The organism is Acinetobacter sp. NEB 394 (assembly GCF_013374795.1).
Classification (GTDB): Bacteria; Pseudomonadota; Gammaproteobacteria; order Pseudomonadales; family Moraxellaceae; genus Acinetobacter; species Acinetobacter johnsonii.
Genome location: NZ_CP055277.1, coordinates 2,619,397 through 2,641,586, shown reverse-complemented (window position 1 = coordinate 2,641,586; position 22,190 = coordinate 2,619,397). Strand labels below are relative to the sequence as shown.

Here is a 22,190-nt window from a genome sequence, read left to right as displayed (position 1 = left end):
CTCTTTATCTTTAACAACTAGATCTCGCATAATATTTGTCTACTTTATTATTTATGAATATAAATCTATACGCCAATCTCAACTTAAAATAAGATTTTCGAATTGAATTGGTGAATGACCAAGCTTTTTATTTAGCACCACACAAATTGTATGCGACAGAATTTTACGAGTTATGCGGTGGGTTAAATGCCATAGATCTTTTGCCCTCACTTTCTGAATGTGAAAGCGATCTGTTAATTGACCAATCACTGTTTCAATCTTTCTTCTGGCTTTCATCAGTATTTGCAGTGTCTCTTTAGGTCTGAAATCTATCATGTTTTTTCTAAAGGGTGTTTGTAAGTCAATACCCTGATATTCATAATATCGTTTCAATTCTGGTCTTAAATAGCCCTTATCTGCTCCCAGTAAACCGTAAATATCATTCGTAATTTCAGGTGCAACATCTCGCTCATCACAATGAGCAGGTGCAAAGGTATAACCCGAAATCATGCCTGAAAGATTAATGACGATATGAGCTTTGAAACCATAATATTTTTCTTGTTTTGCAGCACAATAACTAAAACCTGCGTATTCTTTAAAGTTTTTATGCTTTCTCGCTCTGGTATAACTACAGACAGGGAGTGGGAAGCCATCAATAAAGTGAATGTTATCTGAACCATAACGCTGAATGAGCTGTGCCATAATGGATTGACTGACATGCCACAGGTTTGCACAATGTTTACAGAAATTGGGATAAGATCCTAATTTTGGAAACCATTCTAACCAATTGTTTTTGAAATACATCCAAATATTTTTGTCTGTATCTAAACCAAGAAATTCACCTACTATTTGCATAGTGATGATTTCTGCATCAGTAACAGCAGGCGGAAAACCACGAGTTCTCAGGGGCTGAGTAACAACAATGGGATAAAGTTCTTCTATGATTACATAGACAAAAATGATAAATTCTTCAATGGACATAACTTTGCTTTAATTTCTTGGTGGAAACTAAAATAGGGTTATGTCCTTTTTATTTCAATCACTTAAAAAGTTGAGATTGGGGTAATCTATATAAAATATTATGTAGATTAATGCAAGGTAAACGTAGTTAAATCTACAAAATATATACTGTAGATTATTGGTAGGTAAACGTAGTCATATTGGTAGGTAAACGTAGTCATATATAGTCTGTAAGTATTGCTATATAAGGCTTTCATCGATTCTAAAAGCATTTAAAAGTCTTAAAATAATTAAAAGCCTTTCATTTGAAAAATTACCCTTGGTTTTCGCTACGCTCAAACTCTATTGAATCTCGCTTTCGCTCGATTCGAGGGGCAATTTTTTGGTAAATATTCCCGTGAATTTAAGAAAAAGCAAAAGCACTCGGAATTCGCTTCGCTCATAAAGCTTTTTTACTCGCTTCGCTCGATCTAGGCTCCATTTTCTGCATGTGATTTACGCTTATTTTGGCTTCACAGCCTAAAAAACTGTTTTTCAGAAAGTCTAGGCGCGAATTTTGGTGATGTCGCTCGTAGACACTCGCTTGGTTTATGTCTTCTTAGTGGCTTATTAGTGTTGTGTCATTTGCTTCTATTTGAGTTTAGAGAGACTTTTTTGTTTTTAGGTACTATTTATGTTTAAGTTTGAGATCGCCTCTCTATGGTGAAAATATAGCGTTTAAATGCGATATTTTTTTATTGGCCTAATTTTTCTGTTTTATCAATAAATCGAAATATCCTTTTATTTAAAATATTCAGGCGGTAATATGCTATATTGTATCTCAATTGAGTCACATAACGTTTAGGTGAAGATATGACTTCTCAAACCTCAATGCTACACGTTCGAATTGATGATGAAACAAAGTTACAGGCACAGCAGGCTTTGAAATCAATGGGGATGTCTGTTTCTGATGCTGTACGGATCTTTTTAACTCGTGTCGTGGCTGAACAGGCTATTCCATTCGATGTACGTGTACCCAATACCACAACTGTAGCTGCTATGAATGAAGCTGATGCACTTATTCAAGCAAAGAAAGCCCGTTTTGAAACTGTAGAAGACTTGTTTAATGACCTCGAAAAAAACAGCTAAAGATAAACGGGCCGTTTTACCTCGATCATCGGACTATACCAAAGAGTTCTTAGCAGATTGGCAAAGGCTTTCTCGTAGTGGTCGTTATGATATGGGGAAGCTTAAACAGGTCATGATGCTGATTATCGCCAATGATGAGCCTTTAGGTGCTGAATGGGTTGATCATGCGCTAAATGGTAACCAATGGAAAAACTGCCGTGAACTTCATGTCGGTGGTGATTTTCTGCTGATTTATCGCATCGAGCCACTCTCTAAGTTTGAGATGGTGGTTTTTGTGCGTACTGGAACGCATAGCGAGTTATTTAAATAAGCACAAAACAAAGAGGATCTGTATTTATGAATGAAGCAGAAAAAGAACGATTAAAAGAGATTTTTAGAAGCTCAGAGGGAATCGTAGATCACGAATTTTCCCAAGAAGTGATTGATGCCTGTCGAGAAGCTGATGAAGCAAGACAACAGCGCATCTTGAATGGTGAAACGACCTTTGAACAAGAAGATGCTGCACTCATGGCAGAGTGGAGACGATTGAACCCTAAATAAGCCTGTAAGAGCTTAAATGGTATTTATTTTGGTGTTTTTTTATCAAAAAAGAGCAAATTTCATCAAATTAAAGCAAATGGTTTTATCAAAAAAACGCAACTAAAAGCAAAAATCAGCAAATAAGATCAAATTAAGGCAAATCCTAGTGTTTGGTATGTAGCAAATAAAGGCAAATATACGCAAACTAGAATTTGTACGATGAGGCAAGATGTGTAATGTAATAGTACACGCAAGGTGAACGACTACATTACCGATAACAATTCGCTATTGCTCAATGTTGATCTTGTCCTATGGAATTTCTTTGTTAAAGCTTTTGGATAAAAGCTATTTTTGAAGTTTAGATATTTAAAATTGCTAAATTTCTGCTAAATATTTGCCTAATTTTTGCATAAGATTTGCATAATAAATGCCTAATTTTTGCTAAATATGATTAGTTGACGCTCTCAAAATTCAAATTTCATTGAATTTTGTGGGTTTTATTATTTTTTAGGTCACTTGAATTGATCAAAAATCGCCATCTTTTTGATACACACCATACGCACCTTATTAGGATGCAACGAAACCCTTATCTGATAAGGGTTTCACTGTTTTTATCTATATTATAGGCTTGCCACATTGATACACATTTTTTAATAAAATGTATCAAAAACAAATCCTTAGTGTATTTTTGTCACAGATTGCCACTAACTAAAAACAGTCATTGTTATTCACCAATTAAAATGTCTATGCGAAAAACCATTTAAAATGTCTTCCACGAGCCTGTAAATTATTTTGTGTAAGTTCCATTTTTTATAAATGATCTTTTAATCGATCATCGAACTGAATCGTAAACCAATTCATTGCTAAACGCCAATTTTGAATTGGCATCGTCCATTTCTTCGCAGCATTTGATGTTGCTAAGTAAATGACCTTCTTTACTGAGTCATCAGATGAGAAGATTTTCCTCTTCTTCGTTGAATGGCGTATTACGCTATTCAACGACTCAATCGCATTTGTTGTATAAATTGCATGACGTATTTCGGCTGGATAGCTAAAGATCGTTCGGATATTTTCCCAATTGACCCGCCAGGATTCTCCAATTTTGGGATACTGGTGATTCCATTGATCACAGAAGATGTCTAGGGAGGGTATTTTATTTTTTAAATCTTTGTGCAACAAAGCCTCATACATTTAAAAAAAATTCGCCACCCTGAAAAAACACCAAAATGCCGACTCAGAAACAAGTCGGCTGCTTTTTAAGCAAGTTTGTCATCTTTCCCCAATACAATTGATCGAAAAACATTCTTTCTAGCATTTTTTCCTGATTTATTAATGGTCACAATTCAGAAATAATCACCAATTTCTGCGGACAATTCTTGGGATAATTTGAGGATATGTTTATGTACGCTCTGGCGTCCAGCCATTCAGGAAATTCACTAATAGCCATACTCAGTTCAATTTCTTATCATGAACTCATTGAGAACAGGATGTTCCAGATAACAATAAGAAATCAGCGCACCAGGATCGTGAAGTAAGACAGGAGTCATGCTTAACAGCCTAATCAAAAAACCCCGACAGGATGTCGGGGTTTTTTGATTAGGCTTGGATGTGCATCTAGAAGGTTCTGTTGCATTAAAAAATCATAGTTAAGGCAAAACCCAATCAGGACGGACTCTGTGGCAAGTATATCCAGTGGGGTATCGCTCTAAGTAATCTTGGTGTTCTGGCTCAGCTTCCCAAAAATCACTTGCCGCCTTTACTTCTGTTCGCACCTTACCTGGCCAAATCCCAGAAGAATTTACATCTTGAATGGTCTTTAATGCAATTTGATGTTGTTCTTCAGTAGTGTAGTAAATTCCCGAGCGGTAACTTGTCCCAATATCATTACCTTGACGGTTTAGCGTACTTGGATCATGAATTTGGAAAAAAAATTCAAGTAATTTACGGTAACTAATTATATTTGAATGAAATATGATTTCAATTGCTTCGGCATGTGTACCATGGTTACGGTAAGTTGCATTGGCAATATCACCACTTGTATAACCTACGCGTGTATGTTCAACACCTGGTAATTTACGAATCAAATCTTGCAGCCCCCAAAAGCAACCACCAGCTAATATTGCACGTTCCATTAGGTATTTACCTCCACATATTTTATATAATCAGCATAACCCTGTCTTTCCATTTCTAGCAAAGGAATAAAACGTAAAGCCGCAGAATTAATACAATAACGAAGCCCACCATCAGATTGAGGTCCGTCTGTAAAGACATGACCTAGATGGCTATTTGCGTGTTTTGAGCGAACCTCAACACGACGCATTCCATGTGAAAAGTCAGCATGCTCAGTAACATTTTCTATAGGTTTAGAAAAAGCAGGCCAACCACAACCTGAGTTATATTTTTTTGTTGAGGAAAATAATGGCTCACCAGACACAATATCAACATAAATACCAGGTAAAAAGTGCTTATCATATTCACCTTCAAATGGACGTTCTGTGCCATTATTTTGTGTCACACGATATTGATCTACATTTAATTTATCAATACTCTCAATTGTTTTCTTATACGTCATAAAATAGCCTTTTCATTATTAATTGATTTTGAATATAATTTTATTAACTCATAAAATTAATAAGGATTTCTTCGATTTATTGATGCCTTTAAAATGCACAATGAAGCAGCTAATAAAACTAGATCTTTTAATAAGAATTGCCCTGGAGCACCAGAAAGAGCAGGAAAACCTCCAGCAGACGGTTCTATCACACCTGGTGTTGTAAGCATAAATGTTAGAGTAATTAAAAATGTTATTGCAGACATTAAACCACCTAATGCAGATAAAATTGGCTTAAATGCACCAAGTAATAAAATAAATGCAGTTAGTAACTCCATGCAACCCAAAAAGTAGCTAGCTCCTTGAATACCAAATAGATTATGCAACCAACTAACAATTGGGCTATTTTCAATAAATGGAGCTATTCCAATTGCTTCATAATGTGTAAATTTCATCCCTCCAAACCATATAAATATAATTACAAGAGACCATCTTAATAATGAGATAAAATTAAATTCCCCTTTGTTTTTTTCAGCAATAATAAAGTTTTTTTCCTTTAAATAGTTAAACATATCAAAAATCTCCCACTATTTTAAAATAAAAATTTTATATAACACAGTCTCTATATAATGAAGTTATTAATAACATTGATACCAATTGGTCATGTAAGAAGAGTTTAGTTTCCATTATTTATTCCTTAATTTTGATTAAACTGGGTTTTGTTTAAATCAAATCTACCTATTAATAGGTAGATTGTCAATATTGTAAATTGGGCTTTGTTGCACAAAGATTTGAAATGCAAAGCGCCCCTAATTGAGCCAAATTTAAGGCGTAACTTGGGTAAGTGGTCGACCTAATTCCGTAAATCTGTTAAGGACTGCTACACGTGCATGGATTTCATTCACTTGGCTATCAAAACTCCTTGCGCTGAGTTTATCTCCTAATAATTTGATGCAATGCATCTTAGTTTCAACCAAACTTCGCCGATGATAGCCTGACCATTTTTTCCATAGTGTCCTGCCTAAACGTTTAATTGTTCGAAGTAATTCATTTCGCTCTAGCGAGCTACTCTTTGTATCTTTCCATGGTTTCGCATTTTTTCTAGGTGGAATCACCGCATGCGCTTGCCGATCTGCAATGACCTGACGGCATTGCTTGGTGTCATAAGCTCCATCGGTATAAACAGAGTCAATCCGCTCATCTTGTGGAATCTGATTAAGTAAATCACCAAGCACCTGTGAATCACTGACATTATTGGTTGTAAGCTGAACTGCTCGTATTTGTAGGGTTTTAGCATCTATACCAATATGAAGTTTACGCCATTGGCGACGATATTCAGGTCCATGTTTCTTGCGTTTCCATTCGCCCTCACCTAGAAACTTCATGCCTGTAGAGTCCATGAGTAGATGCAGCCCATCGCTACTTTTTTGGTAGCTGATTACAATATCAATATGCTTTTGTCTTCTACAAAGCGTGGTGTAATCTGGAGCTATCCAATTTAATCCGCAAAGTTTAATCAGACTTTGCACAAAGCCAGTAACCATACGTAAAGACAGACGAAATAAGGATTTAATCATTAAGCAGCATTGGATAGCTGCGTCGGAGTAGGTTTGATTTCGCCCTTGTTTGCCTTTTGATGGCGCATACCATTGCGTAGCAGGATCAAACCAAATGGCAATATTTCCGCGACTCATGAGTGCTCGGTTATATGCGGGCCAATTGGTTGTGCGGTAGATTTTGTGTGTAGGCTTCTTCATTTGAAAATTATATCGCTGAAAAACCCTTTACAGATAGGTTTGTGCAACAAAGCCAACCAATACTATCAAAATCTTGGTTAAGTATTCTATATACGCTCTTTGGTCATTATGGTGCAAGTTATTTCCTAGGTGTTGTGGAAAATATTACATTTATTGCGTTAATAATTGGTTTTTTTAAACCTAAAATTGGCTTAATTGGTGACCTTTTAGTTATCTTGACTGGTATAACAACGCTTAGTATTATTCCACAATTAGGTCATATAGATAGTTTTATTATTAAAGATGTACTGTTAGTTGGTGCTGGTTTAGTCCTGTTAAAATTTGATTTAAAACTTATTTATCATAATAAATTATTATAATTAAGGAGAATGACTATTTCAACGTATAATCAAATCTTAGAATTGGCGAACAAATATATTCAAAAAGTTGGTTTTAATGCTTTTAGCTATTCTGATTTAGCTAATGAAATTGGGATCAAAAAGGCGAGTATTCATTATCATTTTCCTAGTAAGACGGATTTGGGAATTGCCTATTGTCATTTTAAATTGAATCAGCTTTTAGAACTAGAGACCCGTATAAATTCTCATGCTTCTATAGAAGCCAAGTTGTTTGAATATCGTAATTTTTTTATACAATGTGCTGAAAAAAAAGAAATGTGCGGTATTCATTCAATGCTTACAGAAACTGATAGCTTCTCTGAAACTTTACAGAGCGCAGTCTTTCAATTAGTTGAAAGTGAGTTAAGAATTATTGAACATATTTTTAAAAATGATTTGGATGAAAATATTTCAATGATAACTAAAGTAAGTAATTACGAATTAGCTCTTATGGTAAATTCGACCATTAAAGGGGCTCTTTTAATGAATCGACTTTCAAAAAAAAATATTTATGAACATTCATTAAATGCTTTAATCCAGCTGATTTTATCGAAATAAATTAGATACGGATTTGTGAGTTTGGAAGAAATATCTGTCTATTACTTATTCTTATAGATATTTATAGAATATGTTGGTGTCTATGTCGGATAACAGCCTAGTTCTCAAAAAATAGTTTTAGTAAAGCTAAAATTAACATAATACAGCTTATGCGAAATCGACTGTATTAATTATTTTATTTCAATGAGTTGCAATCCATAAAAAAGCCTAGTTTGTTCAAACTAGGCTTTTTTATGGATTCTTCACGTTCCACGCCTAGTATTTAACCATTGTTCCACAAGTTTGATTAGCCATAATCAATAATGCCCTCAGCCATTCGGCAAGAAAAAACGACTCAGAAAGCCCCTTTTCTTCGGTTCAGGCTCGATATGTTCGGGGACTGGTATGCGTGGGTTTTCTATTGGCTGTTCTTGCATAGGTTCAGGTTCTTTTGTGGTTATCTCATCGCTTTTAACAGATGAATTAGTCACTACTTCTTCATTAATTTGAGGTTCAAGCGTACACTTAAACTCAATTCTATGAGTAAGATCCTCGATATGTTGCATCAAAGACTTTTCTCGCTGATTAGCAAGATCTAATTGATTTTTGAGTAGGGATATCTGTTCTTTTAATAGGTTTTCAACCTCAGAATGAACGTGTACATGTACATTCTCCTGAACGTGTTCAGTACGTGTACTTGATTGAACACCTATAGGATTGCCATAAACTCGAATTAGTTCAGAAAGATCTATAAGACCATCATTATCTCTTGATAATTCTCCATTTTTTAAAGCTTCATATATTGTTGTTCTTGATTTTTTAAAAGCTTTACTTGCGTCCATAACGCTAAACTTTGTACTGTTCAATGCAATCCCTCTGTTCATGTACAAGGATGTTCAGAAAACATGTTACCTGAACATGTACTTTATTTCGCCTTATATCCTAATTTTCTGAGATATGGCAATAACTCCTCAAATTTTTCTTGATCTTGTAGCATCTCAGCAATACGAATAGCGAATTGTTGGTAGCTTTCAGTACCATGAGAGTATTTGCTCATCTCAGGAAGATCTGAAAGTTTCTTGGCAAATAAATGGCGTTGAGCATCCGTAAGCTTGGTAAAGAGATCAGTTGGATTTTGGGTGGTATTGATAGGAGTATTTTTCTTTTGCTTAAATGAAAAAGAAAAGCCAAAAATATTTCTACCACGCTTATGTTGTTCAAGCTTAACTTTAATATCTGTATGCTCATTAATTTGAGAAATAGCTAAATTGAGAACACGATCTTTAAAATTACCCATACGAGTGTATTCATCATCTAATACACCAATTTTTCTTCTAAACTCTGCTAATTCAATAAATGGTGTTTGTCCTGTACTACGCCATGCGATTAAGAGTTCATATAAACGGACAGCATAAGCACTACTTAAATTACTGATTTGTTGTAATTCATATTTAGTAAATTGTTCTTCTAGCTTTGTAATTAAAGGGACAATCGCAGGTGCGAAAATCAATTTTACAGTTGCTTCATCATCAATGTACCTAATTTCACTCACCCAACGACTTAATACATTTTCAACATTTCCTCTTTTATTTATTTCTTGATAGCTAAATTGTCGAGCAAATAAGTCTTTACATGCATCTTTTAATGCTTGATAGGCGGTTTGTCTTGCGACATTAAACTGATTGATATAACTCTCTGCATGCACTTCTAAAGGGTCATTGGCATTGATACCTCTACCACTTTCCCTAGCCTCAACAATGGCAAGAAGAACTAAGCGTTGTTCAACTAAATCTAGGTTATAGCTTGCATTGATTAGAGCATTATAGAGGTCTATCGTAGAGCGTCACACGAAGTTAGTAGGCAAATGGTTTGTGCTTCGGAAATTGACTATAAAGTTGAGCCTGAAAAAATGTATCAGGACACAATGATCATATATGCCCTGTCGGTAAATACCAAGCAACGTAAGGCTGAAAGTAATCGCATTAGCTCGTTGGTGAGTGGCATGGTATTCACATTGCCAACTGAGGAACACTGCAAAAATTAACGAATACGTTGATTAAAGTATCCAAGTTAAAAGAGAATGGGTATCCAAGTACCTATTGATTTTGCACCTAGGCATTTAACCGTTTTCAACAATTCATTTCTTTCTAAAGATCTCAGCTTTTTGTCTTTCCAGGGCTTCGCATTTTTTCTTGGCGGAATCACCGCATGTGCCTGTCGATCTGAAATGACTTTTCTGCAGTGTTTCGTGTCATAAGCACCATCTGTATAGACAGAATCAATCTGCTCATCAAGTGGAATTTGATCAAGTAAATCCTCGAGTACTTGTGAATCACTGACATTGTTTGTCGTGAGCTGAACGGCCCGTATTTGCAGCGTTTCAGCATCTATACCAATGTGAAGTTTACGCCATTGGCGACGATATTCAGGCTGATGTTTCTTACGTTTCCATTCACCTTCACCTAAAAACTTCAAGCCAGTAGAGTCGACGAGTAGGTGGAGACCATCACGACTTTTTTGATAGCGAATTGCAATATCAATATGCTTTTGTCTTCTACAAATAGTCGAATAATCTGGCGCTTTCCAATCTAATCTACAAAGTTTAGTGAGGCTCTGAACAAAGCCAGTGACCATGCGTAAAGAGAGTCGAAATAGTGATTTGATCATAAGGGAGCATTGAATAGCCGCATCAGAATAAGTTTGATTTCTACCATGTTTGCCTTTGGGTTGTGCATACCATTGAGTAGTCGGGTCAAACCAGATCAAGATATTTCCTCGGTTCACCAAAGCTCGGTTGTAAGAAGACCAATTGGTTGTGCGATAGGTTTTAGGTGCGGGCTTATTCATTTGAGAATTATATTGCTATATAAGCCTTTACAGATAGGTTTGTGCAACAAAGCCGTTTATAGGATAAAAAAATTAATTTTCAGTGACCTACATTGCTTAATAAAATTATCTTATCTTAAGATAAAGTATTTATTATAAAATCTAATAAATTTTTTCTGAAAAAAATATGTTATATTTAGGTAATTTTATGTAACTGAATAAAAAATGTTTTCTTTTTTATCTATAGAATTCGCATTGTCGTTCATTCTATTTTTTGGTATTTATTGGGTATTTAGGAATAAGCCTCAAATTCAGAATCTGATTCTAGTTATTACAAGTTATTTGCTGGTTTATTTGATGGCTGGTGGGTTAGCTATCACTATTTTATTTATCTTTAGTTTGATAGTTTATTTAATATCGATATTAATGGATCGATATGTTTTACTTAAGAAAAAATTATTAATTTTTGGAATTGTAATAACCTTAATTCAGCTAAGTGTCTTTAAATATTACGATTTTTTTAAACCGATAGTTTCTGAATCTTTAGATAAACTTAATTTAGACAATTCAGGATTGGCAGCAAATTTAATTTTACCTTTAGGCATTTCCTATTACTCATTCCAAGCGATTAGTTATTTGGTTAGTCGTTATAGGAATGAAATAGATTGCCCTAGATTTAATTTAATTCAACTTTTAATGCATTTTTCATTCTTTGTAACTATAACAGCCGGCCCTATCGCTCGTGCTCAGAATGCAAAGGGGTTGACCGATATTAGTGGCCAGTCTTGTGGAATGAGTACACAGATAACGACGAATCAGCCCCGTAAAATTTTATTACCGAGCTTGGCTTTAATACTTCTGGTTTTAGCGTTAATAAAAAAATGGTGGATCGCAGGTTGGCTTGCGGATCAATGGGTAAATCCTGTATTCGCTAATCCAATGCAATATCATAGCTTGGAAATATTGGCTGCAATTTATGGTTATACCTTGCAGCTATTTCTCGATTTCTCCGGCTACAGTGAAATGATGATCGCTTTTGGCCTGCTGTTGGGTTTTAGATTACCTGTAAACTTTAGAGCTCCGTTACTTGCCCACAACATCCGTGATTTTTGGGATAAATGGCATATCAGTTTGTCTACCTGGATCCGAGACCATATTTATATCCCGCTAGGGGGAAGCCGGGGTGGTTTCACACTAACCCAATTAAATCTAGTGATTGCAATGGTGTTATCAGGTATATGGCATGGTTCAGGATGGAATTTTTTTATCTGGGGATTGTTACACGGCTTAGCATTAGTACTGCTTAATATCTCAGATAAAATCTATCAAAAGGTCTTTAAAGTAGACATAAAACATGCACGTGATGCTTTTGCAAAATCAAGTTGGATAGGTAAAACCACGAGCGTATTTTTAACAATCACCTTTGTTAGTTTTTGCTTTGTTTTTTTTAGAGCCAAAACCTTCGAAGAGGCATTGCAAGTATTTAGAGCCTTATTGAGTAATTATATTAATGTCCAGTGGACTAGTAACCCATTATATTTACTTACTTTATTAACGATAGCCTGGGTGATTTACCCATTTGTTTATCGGGCATTAAGTAATTTAAGTTCATATCAACGAAAGATCCCAAGATATGCATTGCTAGTACCGCTCTTCGCTATTTTCATCACTATTATCATTTGTGCACCCTCTGGAATTCCTGGATTTATATATGCAAATTTCTAATGAGTCAAAACTGCTAGAGCTTGAATATGAAATTAATGCTCAGGAATTTAGTCCAGCTGATGATCATGTTCAGAGTTATATTTTTATTCTGGTTACCCTGGTTTTTTTTGCATTTTTATCAATTTGGATTATGCAAAATTCAGTCAATGCCTATTTTCAGCAGACTTACCATAGAGAAAGTCCTTTAACTAAGTTAGATAAATTTGAAGTATGGACATTCGGTGGGCAGATTGGCAATCTTCTATATACGAAACATGGCTTGGATAAAGCCATGATTGGTCAATTGAATACAGTCATCATAAGTCGATACAATGAGCATTATGCTTATACACCAGAATATCGCCAATACTTACTACAACTTGAGAAACAAGAAAAAATTAGATTAGTGAAAGAAGAACAAGCAAAGGCACATCAAGCTTTACTTGACCAATTTACCTTGACCAAAACTGACCAAGTTTTCTTTGCAGGTGACTCATTAATGCAGGGAGTTGCACCGCACGTGCAAAAGCATTTGCAAGAAAAATTTGATATTAAAACCATTAATTTAAGTAAACAGAGTACAGGCTTGTCGTACCCTAGCTTCTTCGATTGGCCTAAAACAATTCAAGATACTATTTCTGCAAATAAGCAAATTAAAGTTTTAGTCGTGTTTTTAGGAGCGAATGATCCTTGGGATATGCCAAACCCTAAAGGTGGAAGTTACCTTAAATTTCAATCGCCTGAATGGGAGACTGTCTATCGTTCTCGCATTTCTCAAATTATTCAAACAGCCAAAGAAAATCGAATTAGTGTGATGTGGTTGAGTCCACCAAACATGAAAAAAGATTCGTTGAATCAGCAGATGGTATATTTAAATCGAGTCATTAGTGATGAAGTGAAAAAGCATCAGGCATTTTTTATTGATACCAGACCATTACTCGGTGGAAAAAACGATATTTACAATGAATATGTTACTAAAAATGGAAATTCTATTAAAATGCGTAGTGCTGATGGAATCCATTTTTCAACAGATGGTCAGAAACTGATTGCACAAGTTATTTCAAGCCATCTAAAAATTATTCATTAAACTCAATAAAATACAGGTTAAGTCTATGTTGATTAAAAAGTCAGTTTATTTAGGTGTATTTTGCATTTTAACGATCGGATCACCAGTTTATGCTAGTAATTTGACCAATTTTAATGATCCTAATACCAACCAATTAATGACTGCTTTTAAAAATAAATCTGTTCATATTGTTCAATTCGGTGATTCCCATACAGCGGCTGATGTAATGACAGGTACGTTAAGGGCTCAATTACAAAACCGGTTAGGAAACGGTGGAATGGGTTGGGGAATGCCTATGTATTTTTCTGGGCAGCGTTTAGTCCGTTATGGGTACGATAACAATGGTTGGGAGCCAATCTCGAGCCGTCAGCAACGAGATCAAAATTATACCTTGGGGGGCTTAATCGCTACCCCTAAGTTTAATGGAGCAACTTTAACCATTAAATCAAAACAAAGTGAACTTCCGCAAAAAATCAAAGTAAATTTAAGGCAGGCTGCAACGGATGGTAAGTTTTTGGGCCGAGATGCACAAGGGCATCAATTTGAGATTGAAGCCCCAATCAAAAACAATACCTGGCAAACAGTCGAGTTTGTGGCACAGCTACCATTTACCATCACTGCTTCAAATGCAGAGCAATCAGCAATTGGGGGATGGTGGGCAAAAAATCAAAATGGTGGGGGTGCTGTTGTTTCAGCATTAGGAATTAATGGAGCAGAATTATCATATTGGAATCGCTGGAACGAGGGGTGGCAGCAAAATTTAAAGAGCATCTCGCCTGAATTGATTATTATTGCTTATGGAACAAACGAAGCATTTAACGACAATATTGATGTTGATAAGTATAAAAATTTATTAATTTCGAAAGTTGATCAGATTCGTGTAGCGAGTCCTGATACTGCCATTATGATTGTTTCAGCACCAGAAAGCTTAAAAAATATCGCGGGTCAATGTGGGATAAGACCAATTAAATTAACTGCGATTCAAAATGTGCAGTACCAAGTTGCACAGCAAAAGCATACTTTGTATTGGAATTGGCAACAAGCCATGGGGGGGGAATGTTCGATGAAATCTTGGATTAATCAAGGTTTAGGTCGAAAAGATGGGGTTCATTTTTCAGAGGCAGGTTATCAAAAATTAGGACAAGCATTGGCAGAGGATCTGCTGTCTTTTGTAGGATTACAACAAAGTTATAACACTCCTACGAATACAGAAGTTAATGTAGCGAAATCTTCACAGCAGTATAAACCTTCAACAAATACGGGATATGCGAGTATTTGTTTGGAGGAAAACACAGAGTGTAAAAGTATAAGCTTTTAACAATTGAATTAATATAGTTAGAAAAGAAGGTTCGGATGAAAGTATCAAAATCTATTTTATTGGTAAGTTTACTTACAATAACAACTGGAGTATTTGCAGAGGATTTCATTTTTGCAAATGGAGTAAAAGTTACAGTAGGAGATTCTTTAAGCACTCTAAAAAAGAAATTGGGTATGCCACAGAAAGAACAAGGTTTCTCAATTTGGAAACTGAAAAATGGCAATCGATTAGTAGCTACTTTTGACCAATACGGTTTAAGTAATGCAACCTTAAGCGGAAAAGTTGCTACGGATTACTTGTCTACAGATGGTGTAAAAATTTTCTTAAATAAAGAAAGCCTTAATACGATTGAGAAAAAATTAAAATATGGTTGTTACCATGAAGGGTGGGGAGAGGGCATGATTGCTGATTATGTGGTGAGAAGTGGTCCCGAAGGTTCAATCAATCTAATTTTTAATGCTTGGGGTGGAGATGTAAACACTAAGCAATTAAAAAACCAAAAGGTATCCGCTATCAGTTTAGGGGATGATGAACCATTTGGTGAACAAAAATATTGTAATTATCAATAAATGAAATAAAGCGATTTAAAAAATGAAAAAAACGATAGCAGCTTTACTTGTTAGTTTTGGGGTATTAAGCCTGAGTACAAATTCAATGGCAGCACCTAAAATAGTAACATGTCAGATTGATGAACAGGGTAAAACTATATTTAAAGGAAAATGCAGTTTTAATCCGAGTGAAGGAGGTTCATTTTACCTAACCAACTTAAATAAGAATAAACCTCTTGTTCGCAACATTATGGATATCGGTGTATATATCGTTGAGCCTGGTGTGGCTGAAGTTAGCGGCTCACTGAAAGGCGCAAATAACTCTCGTTGGGGGCATGCAATACGATCTACTAAACAGAAAGCTTGTTGGGTTGGAAGTGATTTTAAAGTTTGTGCATGGTAAGTGAATAACGTGTATTGATGTTGGAATCTATAGATGTGGTTTTTCTGGCTTTGTTGCGTAAAGATTTCATAACTATATTATTTTAAAGGTTTTGATTAATGATAATGTAGAGTAAAACTTTGTAAAATCAGTGTATTATATGTTTATACGACAAATCCTCATGCCATTTGTTGTATATTACTGTTTAATAATTGTCGAGGCTCTAGACTAGCAGAATAGATATGTTAGTCTAGAATCATGATAGAAAACAGTAAATTAAGTCACTATAAGATTAAAGAAATTATTCAGTGCTTTTGCATTGATATTCCTGCTTCTAAAACAGCCTTATTGCTTAACTTGAACCGTAATACCATCAACTATTGGTACATGCTTTTTAGAGAAGCAATCTACGATCATCAAACAGATTTAAGAGCAAAGTTTGTAGGTTCTATTGAAGTTGATGAGAGCTATTTTGGAGCAAAAAGACAACGTGGTATGGTAATCCCCCCTAAAAATAAAAGGATCTAAAAGTAGAATCTTCTCTTAAGATACAAGCAGGAGATCCTGCTTGAACTACCTGGAACAGCAGAAGTAGTCTATGATCTGGAAGTAGCATTCAAAACTGAAATGCAAGAATTTCACTATAAGCCAAAAATAGCATTTAACGGCTCAACAACAGAATGTTATACTGAATTATCACAAACAATACAGCAACTTATAGAATGAAAAAGACATTAATAAGCTTATTATTACTTTCTTCAACATTAGCTTATGCTAACAACTCAGACTCACCTCAAACAATAAATGTGGGAAAGAAAGCAATTCAGTCTACTATTAAAGGACATATATTTTGGGTAGAAGCTGATGATGGTAAGCAATATCGTCATAGAGTAATTAATTATCATGATTTTAAATATAATTTAGATGAGGGGCCATCTCATAACTACTTCATTACTTTACGATTAAAAGATATAGATGATCCAGAGACACAAACGATTGACTGTAAAACAAGTCTAAATTATGACTATCCAACTGGAGATATTGACTATCCAGACTCCATTGACTTCAGATGGTGCCAAATTAATGAATTTTAATTAATATTTTATAAAACAGTACATTATGTTTATATAAATCATTTTTCTATTTATAGTCTATGGAAGTTCGAATGAAGAAACTATTACTATCACTTTGCTTGATAATGATTACACCTGTTGTATTGGCAGATGCTCAGCAAGAAGCAATGGAAGCAACATTTGCAGCAGTGACAGATTCATCTATAGATACTGTATTTGAAATTTACCAGACCTATTATGATCCTGTAGATGATGAAACCTACTCAATTGTTGGATATGATAGCTTGGAAGATATAGTATTTAAAGATAATTTAGTTGTGAACCGTACCGGGTTTGTCGGAGACTTTTTATTTAAGTTAGGCCACCTGACCTAACTGGTTAATTTTATCATAGTACATTGCTTCAAAATCAAAAGGTGATACATAATCTAGCGCACTATGTACACGTTCTTTATTGAACCAATCCACCCAGTTTAGTGTCGCAAGTTGTACATCCGCTAAACCTTGCCAATCTGCTTTTAAATATTCAATCACCTCTGTTTTGTATAAGCCATTCACCGTTTCAGCCAAAGCATTATCGTATGAGTCACCCGTTGTACCGACTGATGCTCGTAAATTTGCTGCTTCTAAACGATTGGTATAGCGAATGGAAAGATATTGAACACCTCTATCGGAATGATGAATCACATTCTTTGGCATGCCTCGATCGTGCAATGCTTGCTCAAGTGCATCGAGTACCATATCTGTATTCATCCGTGTAGATACTTTCCATCCAACAATTGCTCGTGAGAACACATCAATAATAAAGGCGGTATAGACCCAGCCTGAATGAGTTTGAATATACGTAAAGTCACCCACCCATAGTTGGTTTGGATGATCAGCATTAAAATTACGTTTCACTAGGGTCTGTTGAGAATTACCGAGAGTTAATTAAACTCGCGCACAATTGAATCATGGTGTTAGCGGCAGTGTAAAAATGACCCCCTAATGGCATTTAAAAACTGACCCCCTTGGTTAATATAGCGGTCATTTTGGACTGCTCAACATGTTAACTTTGGAGCAAGCAGTGACAATCCAAATACTTCATCAGCAAGGTAAATCTATTAAAGCCATTAGTCGTGAACTGGGGGTGTCCAGAAATACCGTACGTAAATATTTACGGCAAAACACCACACCTCAGTATCAGCGTATACAGCCTAGAATAAGTATCCTTGACCCATATAAACCCTATTTACTCCAACGTGTAAACGCAGCTCATCCTGAATGGATTCCTGCTGTTGTGCTCTACCAGGAAATTTTAGGGTTGGGATATCCAGGAAAGATCAGGATCTTGAGGGAATATCTTGCAACATTAAAACCAGTTGCTCAACCGGAACCGATCATTCGTTTTGAAACCCAACCTGGCCAACAAATGCAGGTGGATTTCACCACAATTCGACGTAACAACACGACTTTAAAAGCCTTTGTCGCAACATTAGGGTATTCCAGAGCGACTTTCGTGAAATTTTATGATCATGAACGTACCGATGCATGGATCGATGGTCTGGAAAATGCATTTCAGTTCTTTGCAGGAGTACCTCAGGAAATCCTGTTTGATAACGCTAAAACGATCATGATTGAACGGGATGCCTATCAGGAGGGGCAGCATAAATGGAATCCCAAACTGCTCGACTGCGCCAAGAAATACAGCTTTCGTCCTCGCGTATGTAAGCCCTACCGTGCACAGACCAAAGGCAAAGTTGAACGCTTTAATGGATACCTCAAATCAAGCTTTATTGTGCCATTGAAAGCAAGCCTGAAGACTTCGGGTTTACTGTTAGATGTTGATGTCGCCAATGCCCACATTGGCCGGTGGCTGCATGAAACCGCCAATCAGCGGATTCATGCCACCACGCAAGAAAAACCGGCTGTTCGACTGCAACAGGAGCAGCAAAAATTTACGCCATTACCGCAATCAGATACAGGTTCTAGCACTGTACCTGTTGCAGCAGCAGATCATGTCATGCCCTACGAGAGTTTGCAGCATCCCTTATCGGTATATGATCAGTTGCTGGGAGTTTCCTGATGAATCTGCAATACGAACGTATAGAGCAGCTTTGCCAAAAGCTCAGTCTGCATACAATTGCCTCACAATGGTCTCATCATGCACAACAAACATTAGGTCAAGATGGAAGTTATGCCGACTTTGTTGAAGCGATCTTGACGCATGAATATGCTGCCAGGCAACAGCGCAGTCAGCAGGTCCTGATGAAACTCTCAGGCCTGCCTCAAGTCAAAACCCTGGAAGACTATGATTTTAATTATGCCCTAGGAGCCCCTAAATCACAGGTGATTGAACTGTTCAATCTGAGCTTTATTGCTAGAGCAGAAAATGTGGTGTTTCTCGGGGCTAGCGGAGTAGGAAAAACGCATTTATCTATGGCATTAGGCTATAAGGCCATCATGAACAATGTCAAAACCAAGTTTATTACCGCCGCCGATCTCATGCTGCAACTCAGTACAGCCTATCAGCAAGGTAAATTGAAAACCTATATGCAACGGGTGATACTCGCCCCAAAATTACTGATTATCGATGAAATTGGTTATTTACCGTTTGGACGTGAAGAAGCGAATCTGTTCTTTAACGTGATTGCCAAGCGTTATGAAAAAGGCAGTACGATATTGACGAGTAACTTACCCTTTAGCCAATGGTCTAAGTCATTTGCGGATGATGTTACGTTGACCGCTGCGATGTTAGATCGGCTATTACATCACTGTCATGTAGTACAAATATCGGGTGAGAGTTATCGTTTGAGGGATAAAAAAAGAATTGGGATTCAGCCCCAGGTTGAAACTTAATACGAGATCAAAGGGGTCAATTTTACTTTGCCATTTGTAAGGTAAAAGGGGTCAATTTTAGAATGCCGTTGACAATGGCTTCAAAACTCGTATCTGTTTTACAACTACGCATCGCTATACGTTTAAATTCTTTTAACTTACAGAAATAGTTTTCAATGAGATGACGCCATTTATACATAATCGTATCAAATGCTCTCATTACTTTTCGATTAGATTTAGGTGGGATCACCACTTTCACTTTACGTTCATTGAGTTCTTGGATGAGCCAATCTGCATCAAATGCTTTATCAGCCAGTAATGCTTGAAAATCAACATCTTCAATTAAAGGTTTGGTTTCTACTAAATCGTGATATTGACCAGGCATTAATCGAAATTTAATAAGGTTGCCTAGACTATCCACTAAGGCAAGAATTTTACAGGTCATTCCACCTCGAGATTTACCTATAGACTGTTTGAAAGTCCCCCTTTTGCACCTTGCCCATGTCGATGAACTTTAACAATCGTTCCATCAATCATGGCGTATTCCAAATCAACATCTTCATTTACAGATGCAAAAATATTTTCAAATACACCAGCTTTCACCCAATCACGGTATCTTTTAAAGACGGTATTCCATTTACCAAAATGAGGAGGTAGATCACGCCATGGACTGCCTGTACGGGCAATCCATAGGACTGCTTCTAAAAATAATCGATTATCTTTTCCACTACGACCTCGATCGGTCACTTTACCTAGGCAAAAAGGTTCCATTTTTGCCCATTGGGCATCAGTAAGTATGTATCTATCTAGTACTATTATAAATTAATCAGTAGCCTTTGTTAATTCTCAACAAGCCCTAAATCATCTGCCCGTTTTTGGTCATCTCGGCTACGGGTGGTTTTTTTGTTCTTACCACGCCAAACACCTTGTATACCTAGCTTTTGCATTAATCGAGCAACAGTACAGCGCGCAATAATATAGCCTTCACGTTTCAGTTGTTGCCAGACTTTACGTACACCATACCGACCTGAACTTTCCTTCCAAATTCGTTTAATTTGTTCAGCATGATGCTCATCATGTAGATCTCGTTTCGCTCGATGTTCTGGATTGTCAGCGAGATCTAAAGTCCGGTAATAGGTTGAAGCTGCAATCGGTAAAATTCTACAAATCGCTTCAACACCATATCGATCTTTATTGTTATGGATAAAATCCACCATTATTTGTGTGGGCGGTCGAGCTCCGCCTGGGCGAAAAAAGCGGCTGCTTTACGTAGAATTTCATTGGCACGCTTTAATTCTTTAATTTCACGTTCCATTTGCCTCATTTTTTCTTGATCAGATATCTGTTGTACTTTAATAGGATTTTGCTGATCTAAATGCTTTTGATGCCAGGCACGAAGTGTTTCAGGAGTACAACCAATCTTAGGCGCAATTGCTGTGATTGCAGCCCAAGTAGAAGGATAATCTTTTTCAGATTCAATCAATAATTGAACCGCTCTTTCTCTGATTTCAGGGGTATATTTTAATTTTGTCATCGGGGTAGTCTCTCAGAATATTGACTCTCCGACAAACCCGGTACGGTTCATTGTTTACAAAGTTACACTGCTATACGGTGATCCAGACATTCCTCGTATCTATAAAGGCTGTGATGTTTATATTACTGCTAAAAATGGCAAGACAACATACAGCAAAATCAATCCAAAAGAATGTATGTAAAAGGAACTAATATGTGTGATTCATAGAGATCGTTTCAATTTAGCGATCTCTAAATCCATCTTGTAATTGGCGTGTTGAATCCGTTCATTGGATGGAGGGTGTAAATAATTCTGTGTAAATACAGTTTTAAAAATACTTGGTTACACGCGGGGCTGTAGTAGATAAGGTCAAATACCCGTCCAATCCAACAGTATTTCGAGCTGTTGTTTTGGACTCCCATAGTTAAATCTAAACTCACATTCTTTAATAAACAATGGAAAGGCATTTCGGTCAATCCCATTGTACTTCCTTAGGATGCGTTTAGCTTGATTCCAGAAATTTTCTACTCCATTAATATGATTTCGACCTTTTGCAAAATCTTTAGAATGGTTAATTCGCTCATGATAAAAACAATTAACATCAAGCACATTGTAGCTTCGATAGCTATCAGTATAAACCACACTATCAGGCGCTACTTTACGTGTAATAACAGGCATTAATGTATCAGACTTGGTATCAGGGACAACCTTGACATAAACCATACCACCGCGCTTTAGTATACCAAATACAGCCACTTTTCCACCAGCACCACGCCCACGCTTTCCCTTACGAGTGCCACCAAAGTAGCTTTCATCTAACTTAACCTCTCCCTCAAAAATATCATCGGCAGTTTGGTTAAGGTGGTACATGATTATTTCACGTATTTTTCTATAAAATAGTGCGGCAGTATTAGGCTGAATATCCAGCAAATTGGCCGCAGTTCTAGCTGTTACCTCAGCAACAAAGAACTCGACAAGCTTTCTTTGGGTATTTTTATCTAATTTACAACGATTTATCTTCATTTTCATAGAGTAGCACTTCTGCTAATCTACTACAGCCCCTAAGATTTTAGCCAATTCAAAAATTAGGTAAAACGATACTTTCGCAAGAGGTCTACTGTATTAATTTAAATTAG

At 36.3% G+C, this 22,190-nt stretch carries 22 protein-coding genes, 6 pseudogenes and 1 other annotated feature; of the genes and pseudogenes, 15 read left to right on the top strand and 13 right to left on the bottom strand.

Annotated features, from left to right (window positions below; genetic code table 11):
- Positions 1-78: 78 nt before the first annotated feature.
- Entirely contained in the window at positions 79-960 is an 882-nt protein-coding gene (locus HUK62_RS12740) for an IS982-like element ISAba9 family transposase (RefSeq protein ID WP_004282326.1), read from the bottom strand.
- Between the two features lie 831 nt (positions 961-1,791).
- Between HUK62_RS12740 and HUK62_RS12735 the strand changes: the two genes are divergently transcribed.
- The 3 genes from HUK62_RS12735 to HUK62_RS12725 are packed head-to-tail and all read left to right on the top strand — an operon-like array spanning position 1,792 to position 2,607.
- The gene (locus HUK62_RS12735; protein ID WP_004676369.1) at positions 1,792-2,067 is read left to right on the top strand and encodes a type II toxin-antitoxin system RelB/DinJ family antitoxin; all 276 of its coding nucleotides are present in this window, start codon (positions 1,792-1,794) and stop codon (positions 2,065-2,067) included.
- Entirely contained in the window at positions 2,045-2,377 is a 333-nt protein-coding gene (locus HUK62_RS12730; protein WP_176538041.1) for a type II toxin-antitoxin system YafQ family toxin, read from the top strand. The genes HUK62_RS12735 and HUK62_RS12730 overlap by 23 nt, the downstream gene beginning before the upstream one ends.
- Before the next feature lie 26 nt (positions 2,378-2,403).
- Positions 2,404-2,607 carry a hypothetical protein gene (locus HUK62_RS12725; RefSeq protein ID WP_125625351.1) on the top strand — a complete coding sequence of 68 codons (204 nt, stop codon included), beginning with the start codon at positions 2,404-2,406 and terminating at the stop codon, positions 2,605-2,607.
- A 789-nt stretch (positions 2,608-3,396) separates the two neighbouring features.
- Here HUK62_RS12725 and HUK62_RS12720 read toward each other — a convergent pair.
- The 5 genes and pseudogenes from HUK62_RS12720 to HUK62_RS12700 all read right to left on the bottom strand — a co-directional run.
- A pseudogene (locus tag HUK62_RS12720) lies at positions 3,397-3,747 on the bottom strand (transposase); the annotation flags it as partial.
- Positions 3,748-4,232: 485 nt separating this feature from the next.
- Complete coding sequence (gene msrA, locus HUK62_RS12715) at positions 4,233-4,718, bottom strand: peptide-methionine (S)-S-oxide reductase MsrA (RefSeq protein WP_000438903.1); 486 nt, start codon at positions 4,716-4,718, stop codon at positions 4,233-4,235.
- Complete coding sequence (gene msrB, locus HUK62_RS12710; protein WP_000221341.1) at positions 4,718-5,158, bottom strand: peptide-methionine (R)-S-oxide reductase MsrB; 441 nt, start codon at positions 5,156-5,158, stop codon at positions 4,718-4,720. Before msrB ends, msrA begins: the two co-directional genes overlap by 1 nt.
- A gap of 56 nt (positions 5,159-5,214) precedes the next feature.
- Positions 5,215-5,709 (bottom strand): DUF417 family protein, encoded by a 495-nt coding sequence (locus HUK62_RS12705; protein WP_000483698.1) that lies wholly within the window; start codon positions 5,707-5,709, stop codon positions 5,215-5,217.
- Positions 5,710-5,961: 252 nt separating this feature from the next.
- Positions 5,962-6,894, bottom strand: a complete 933-nt coding sequence (locus HUK62_RS12700) for an IS5-like element ISAba12 family transposase (RefSeq protein ID WP_053579251.1) — start codon at positions 6,892-6,894, stop codon at positions 5,962-5,964.
- Between the two features lie 41 nt (positions 6,895-6,935).
- Between HUK62_RS12700 and HUK62_RS12695 the strand changes: the two genes are divergently transcribed.
- Together HUK62_RS12695 and HUK62_RS12690 are read left to right on the top strand one after the other, a co-directional pair.
- Positions 6,936-7,253, top strand: coding sequence for a DUF417 family protein (locus HUK62_RS12695; protein ID WP_228723692.1), 318 nt, complete (start codon positions 6,936-6,938; stop codon positions 7,251-7,253).
- 9 nt (positions 7,254-7,262) lie between these two features.
- On the top strand, positions 7,263-7,829 hold the full coding sequence (locus tag HUK62_RS12690) for a TetR/AcrR family transcriptional regulator (RefSeq protein ID WP_000156164.1): 567 nt from the start codon (positions 7,263-7,265) through the stop codon (positions 7,827-7,829).
- A 308-nt stretch (positions 7,830-8,137) separates the two neighbouring features.
- Here HUK62_RS12690 and HUK62_RS12685 read toward each other — a convergent pair whose 3' ends face one another.
- From HUK62_RS12685 to HUK62_RS12675, 3 genes and pseudogenes are all read right to left on the bottom strand, one after another.
- On the bottom strand, positions 8,138-8,692 hold the full coding sequence (locus tag HUK62_RS12685; RefSeq protein WP_218015298.1) for a plasmid replication DNA-binding protein: 555 nt from the start codon (positions 8,690-8,692) through the stop codon (positions 8,138-8,140).
- Between the two features lie 41 nt (positions 8,693-8,733).
- The gene (gene repM, locus HUK62_RS12680) at positions 8,734-9,642 is read right to left on the bottom strand and encodes a replication initiation protein RepM (protein ID WP_176538491.1); all 909 of its coding nucleotides are present in this window, start codon (positions 9,640-9,642) and stop codon (positions 8,734-8,736) included.
- Positions 9,643-9,917: 275 nt separating this feature from the next.
- Positions 9,918-10,655 (bottom strand): annotated as a pseudogene (locus HUK62_RS12675) (IS5 family transposase); the annotation flags it as partial.
- Positions 10,656-10,859: 204 nt separating this feature from the next.
- On the opposite strand from HUK62_RS12675, the gene HUK62_RS12670 reads away from it, so the two are divergent.
- From HUK62_RS12670 to HUK62_RS12635, 8 genes and pseudogenes are all read left to right on the top strand, one after another.
- Positions 10,860-12,359: an MBOAT family protein gene (locus HUK62_RS12670; protein WP_176538039.1), complete on the top strand. Its 1,500-nt coding sequence runs from the start codon at positions 10,860-10,862 to the stop codon at positions 12,357-12,359.
- Entirely contained in the window at positions 12,346-13,425 is a 1,080-nt protein-coding gene (locus tag HUK62_RS12665) for a DUF459 domain-containing protein (protein ID WP_176538038.1), read from the top strand. The genes HUK62_RS12670 and HUK62_RS12665 overlap by 14 nt, the downstream gene beginning before the upstream one ends.
- Before the next feature lie 25 nt (positions 13,426-13,450).
- Complete coding sequence (locus HUK62_RS12660; protein WP_176538037.1) at positions 13,451-14,722, top strand: SGNH/GDSL hydrolase family protein; 1,272 nt, start codon at positions 13,451-13,453, stop codon at positions 14,720-14,722.
- Between the two features lie 35 nt (positions 14,723-14,757).
- Complete coding sequence (locus HUK62_RS12655) at positions 14,758-15,291, top strand: hypothetical protein (protein WP_176538036.1); 534 nt, start codon at positions 14,758-14,760, stop codon at positions 15,289-15,291.
- 22 nt (positions 15,292-15,313) lie between these two features.
- Positions 15,314-15,673 carry a hypothetical protein gene (locus HUK62_RS12650; protein ID WP_176538035.1) on the top strand — a complete coding sequence of 120 codons (360 nt, stop codon included), beginning with the start codon at positions 15,314-15,316 and terminating at the stop codon, positions 15,671-15,673.
- 237 nt (positions 15,674-15,910) lie between these two features.
- Positions 15,911-16,147, top strand: a pseudogene (locus HUK62_RS12645) (IS1595 family transposase); the annotation flags it as partial.
- A 227-nt stretch (positions 16,148-16,374) separates the two neighbouring features.
- Entirely contained in the window at positions 16,375-16,746 is a 372-nt protein-coding gene (locus HUK62_RS12640; RefSeq protein ID WP_176538034.1) for a hypothetical protein, read from the top strand.
- Positions 16,747-16,817: 71 nt separating this feature from the next.
- The gene (locus tag HUK62_RS12635; RefSeq protein ID WP_176538033.1) at positions 16,818-17,099 is read left to right on the top strand and encodes a hypothetical protein; all 282 of its coding nucleotides are present in this window, start codon (positions 16,818-16,820) and stop codon (positions 17,097-17,099) included.
- Here HUK62_RS12635 and HUK62_RS12630 read toward each other — a convergent pair.
- Positions 17,082-17,627 (bottom strand): annotated as a pseudogene (locus HUK62_RS12630) (IS3 family transposase); the annotation flags it as partial. The gene HUK62_RS12635 and the pseudogene HUK62_RS12630 overlap by 18 nt on opposite strands.
- A gap of 142 nt (positions 17,628-17,769) precedes the next feature.
- Here HUK62_RS12630 and istA point away from each other — a divergent pair.
- Both istA and istB read left to right on the top strand, forming a co-directional pair.
- Positions 17,770-18,789, top strand: coding sequence for an IS21-like element ISAba8 family transposase (gene istA, locus HUK62_RS12625; protein WP_176538032.1), 1,020 nt, complete (start codon positions 17,770-17,772; stop codon positions 18,787-18,789).
- On the top strand, positions 18,789-19,562 hold the full coding sequence (istB, locus tag HUK62_RS12620) for an IS21-like element ISAba8 family helper ATPase IstB (RefSeq protein WP_176538031.1): 774 nt from the start codon (positions 18,789-18,791) through the stop codon (positions 19,560-19,562). The genes istA and istB overlap by 1 nt, the downstream gene beginning before the upstream one ends.
- A gap of 22 nt (positions 19,563-19,584) precedes the next feature.
- Here the strand turns inward: istB and HUK62_RS12615 are convergent.
- The 3 genes and pseudogenes from HUK62_RS12615 to HUK62_RS12605 all read right to left on the bottom strand — a co-directional run bounded on the left by HUK62_RS12615 (position 19,585) and on the right by HUK62_RS12605 (position 22,083).
- Positions 19,585-20,312: pseudogene (locus tag HUK62_RS12615) on the bottom strand (IS5 family transposase).
- Positions 20,313-20,398: 86 nt separating this feature from the next.
- Positions 20,399-21,075: pseudogene (locus tag HUK62_RS12610) on the bottom strand (IS3 family transposase); the annotation flags it as partial.
- Positions 20,684-20,800: a sequence feature (AL1L pseudoknot), on the bottom strand. It overlaps the preceding pseudogene by 117 nt.
- Before the next feature lie 348 nt (positions 21,076-21,423).
- Entirely contained in the window at positions 21,424-22,083 is a 660-nt protein-coding gene (locus HUK62_RS12605) for an IS1595-like element ISAba36 family transposase (RefSeq protein WP_176538030.1), read from the bottom strand.
- Between the last annotated feature and the right edge of the window lie 107 nt (positions 22,084-22,190).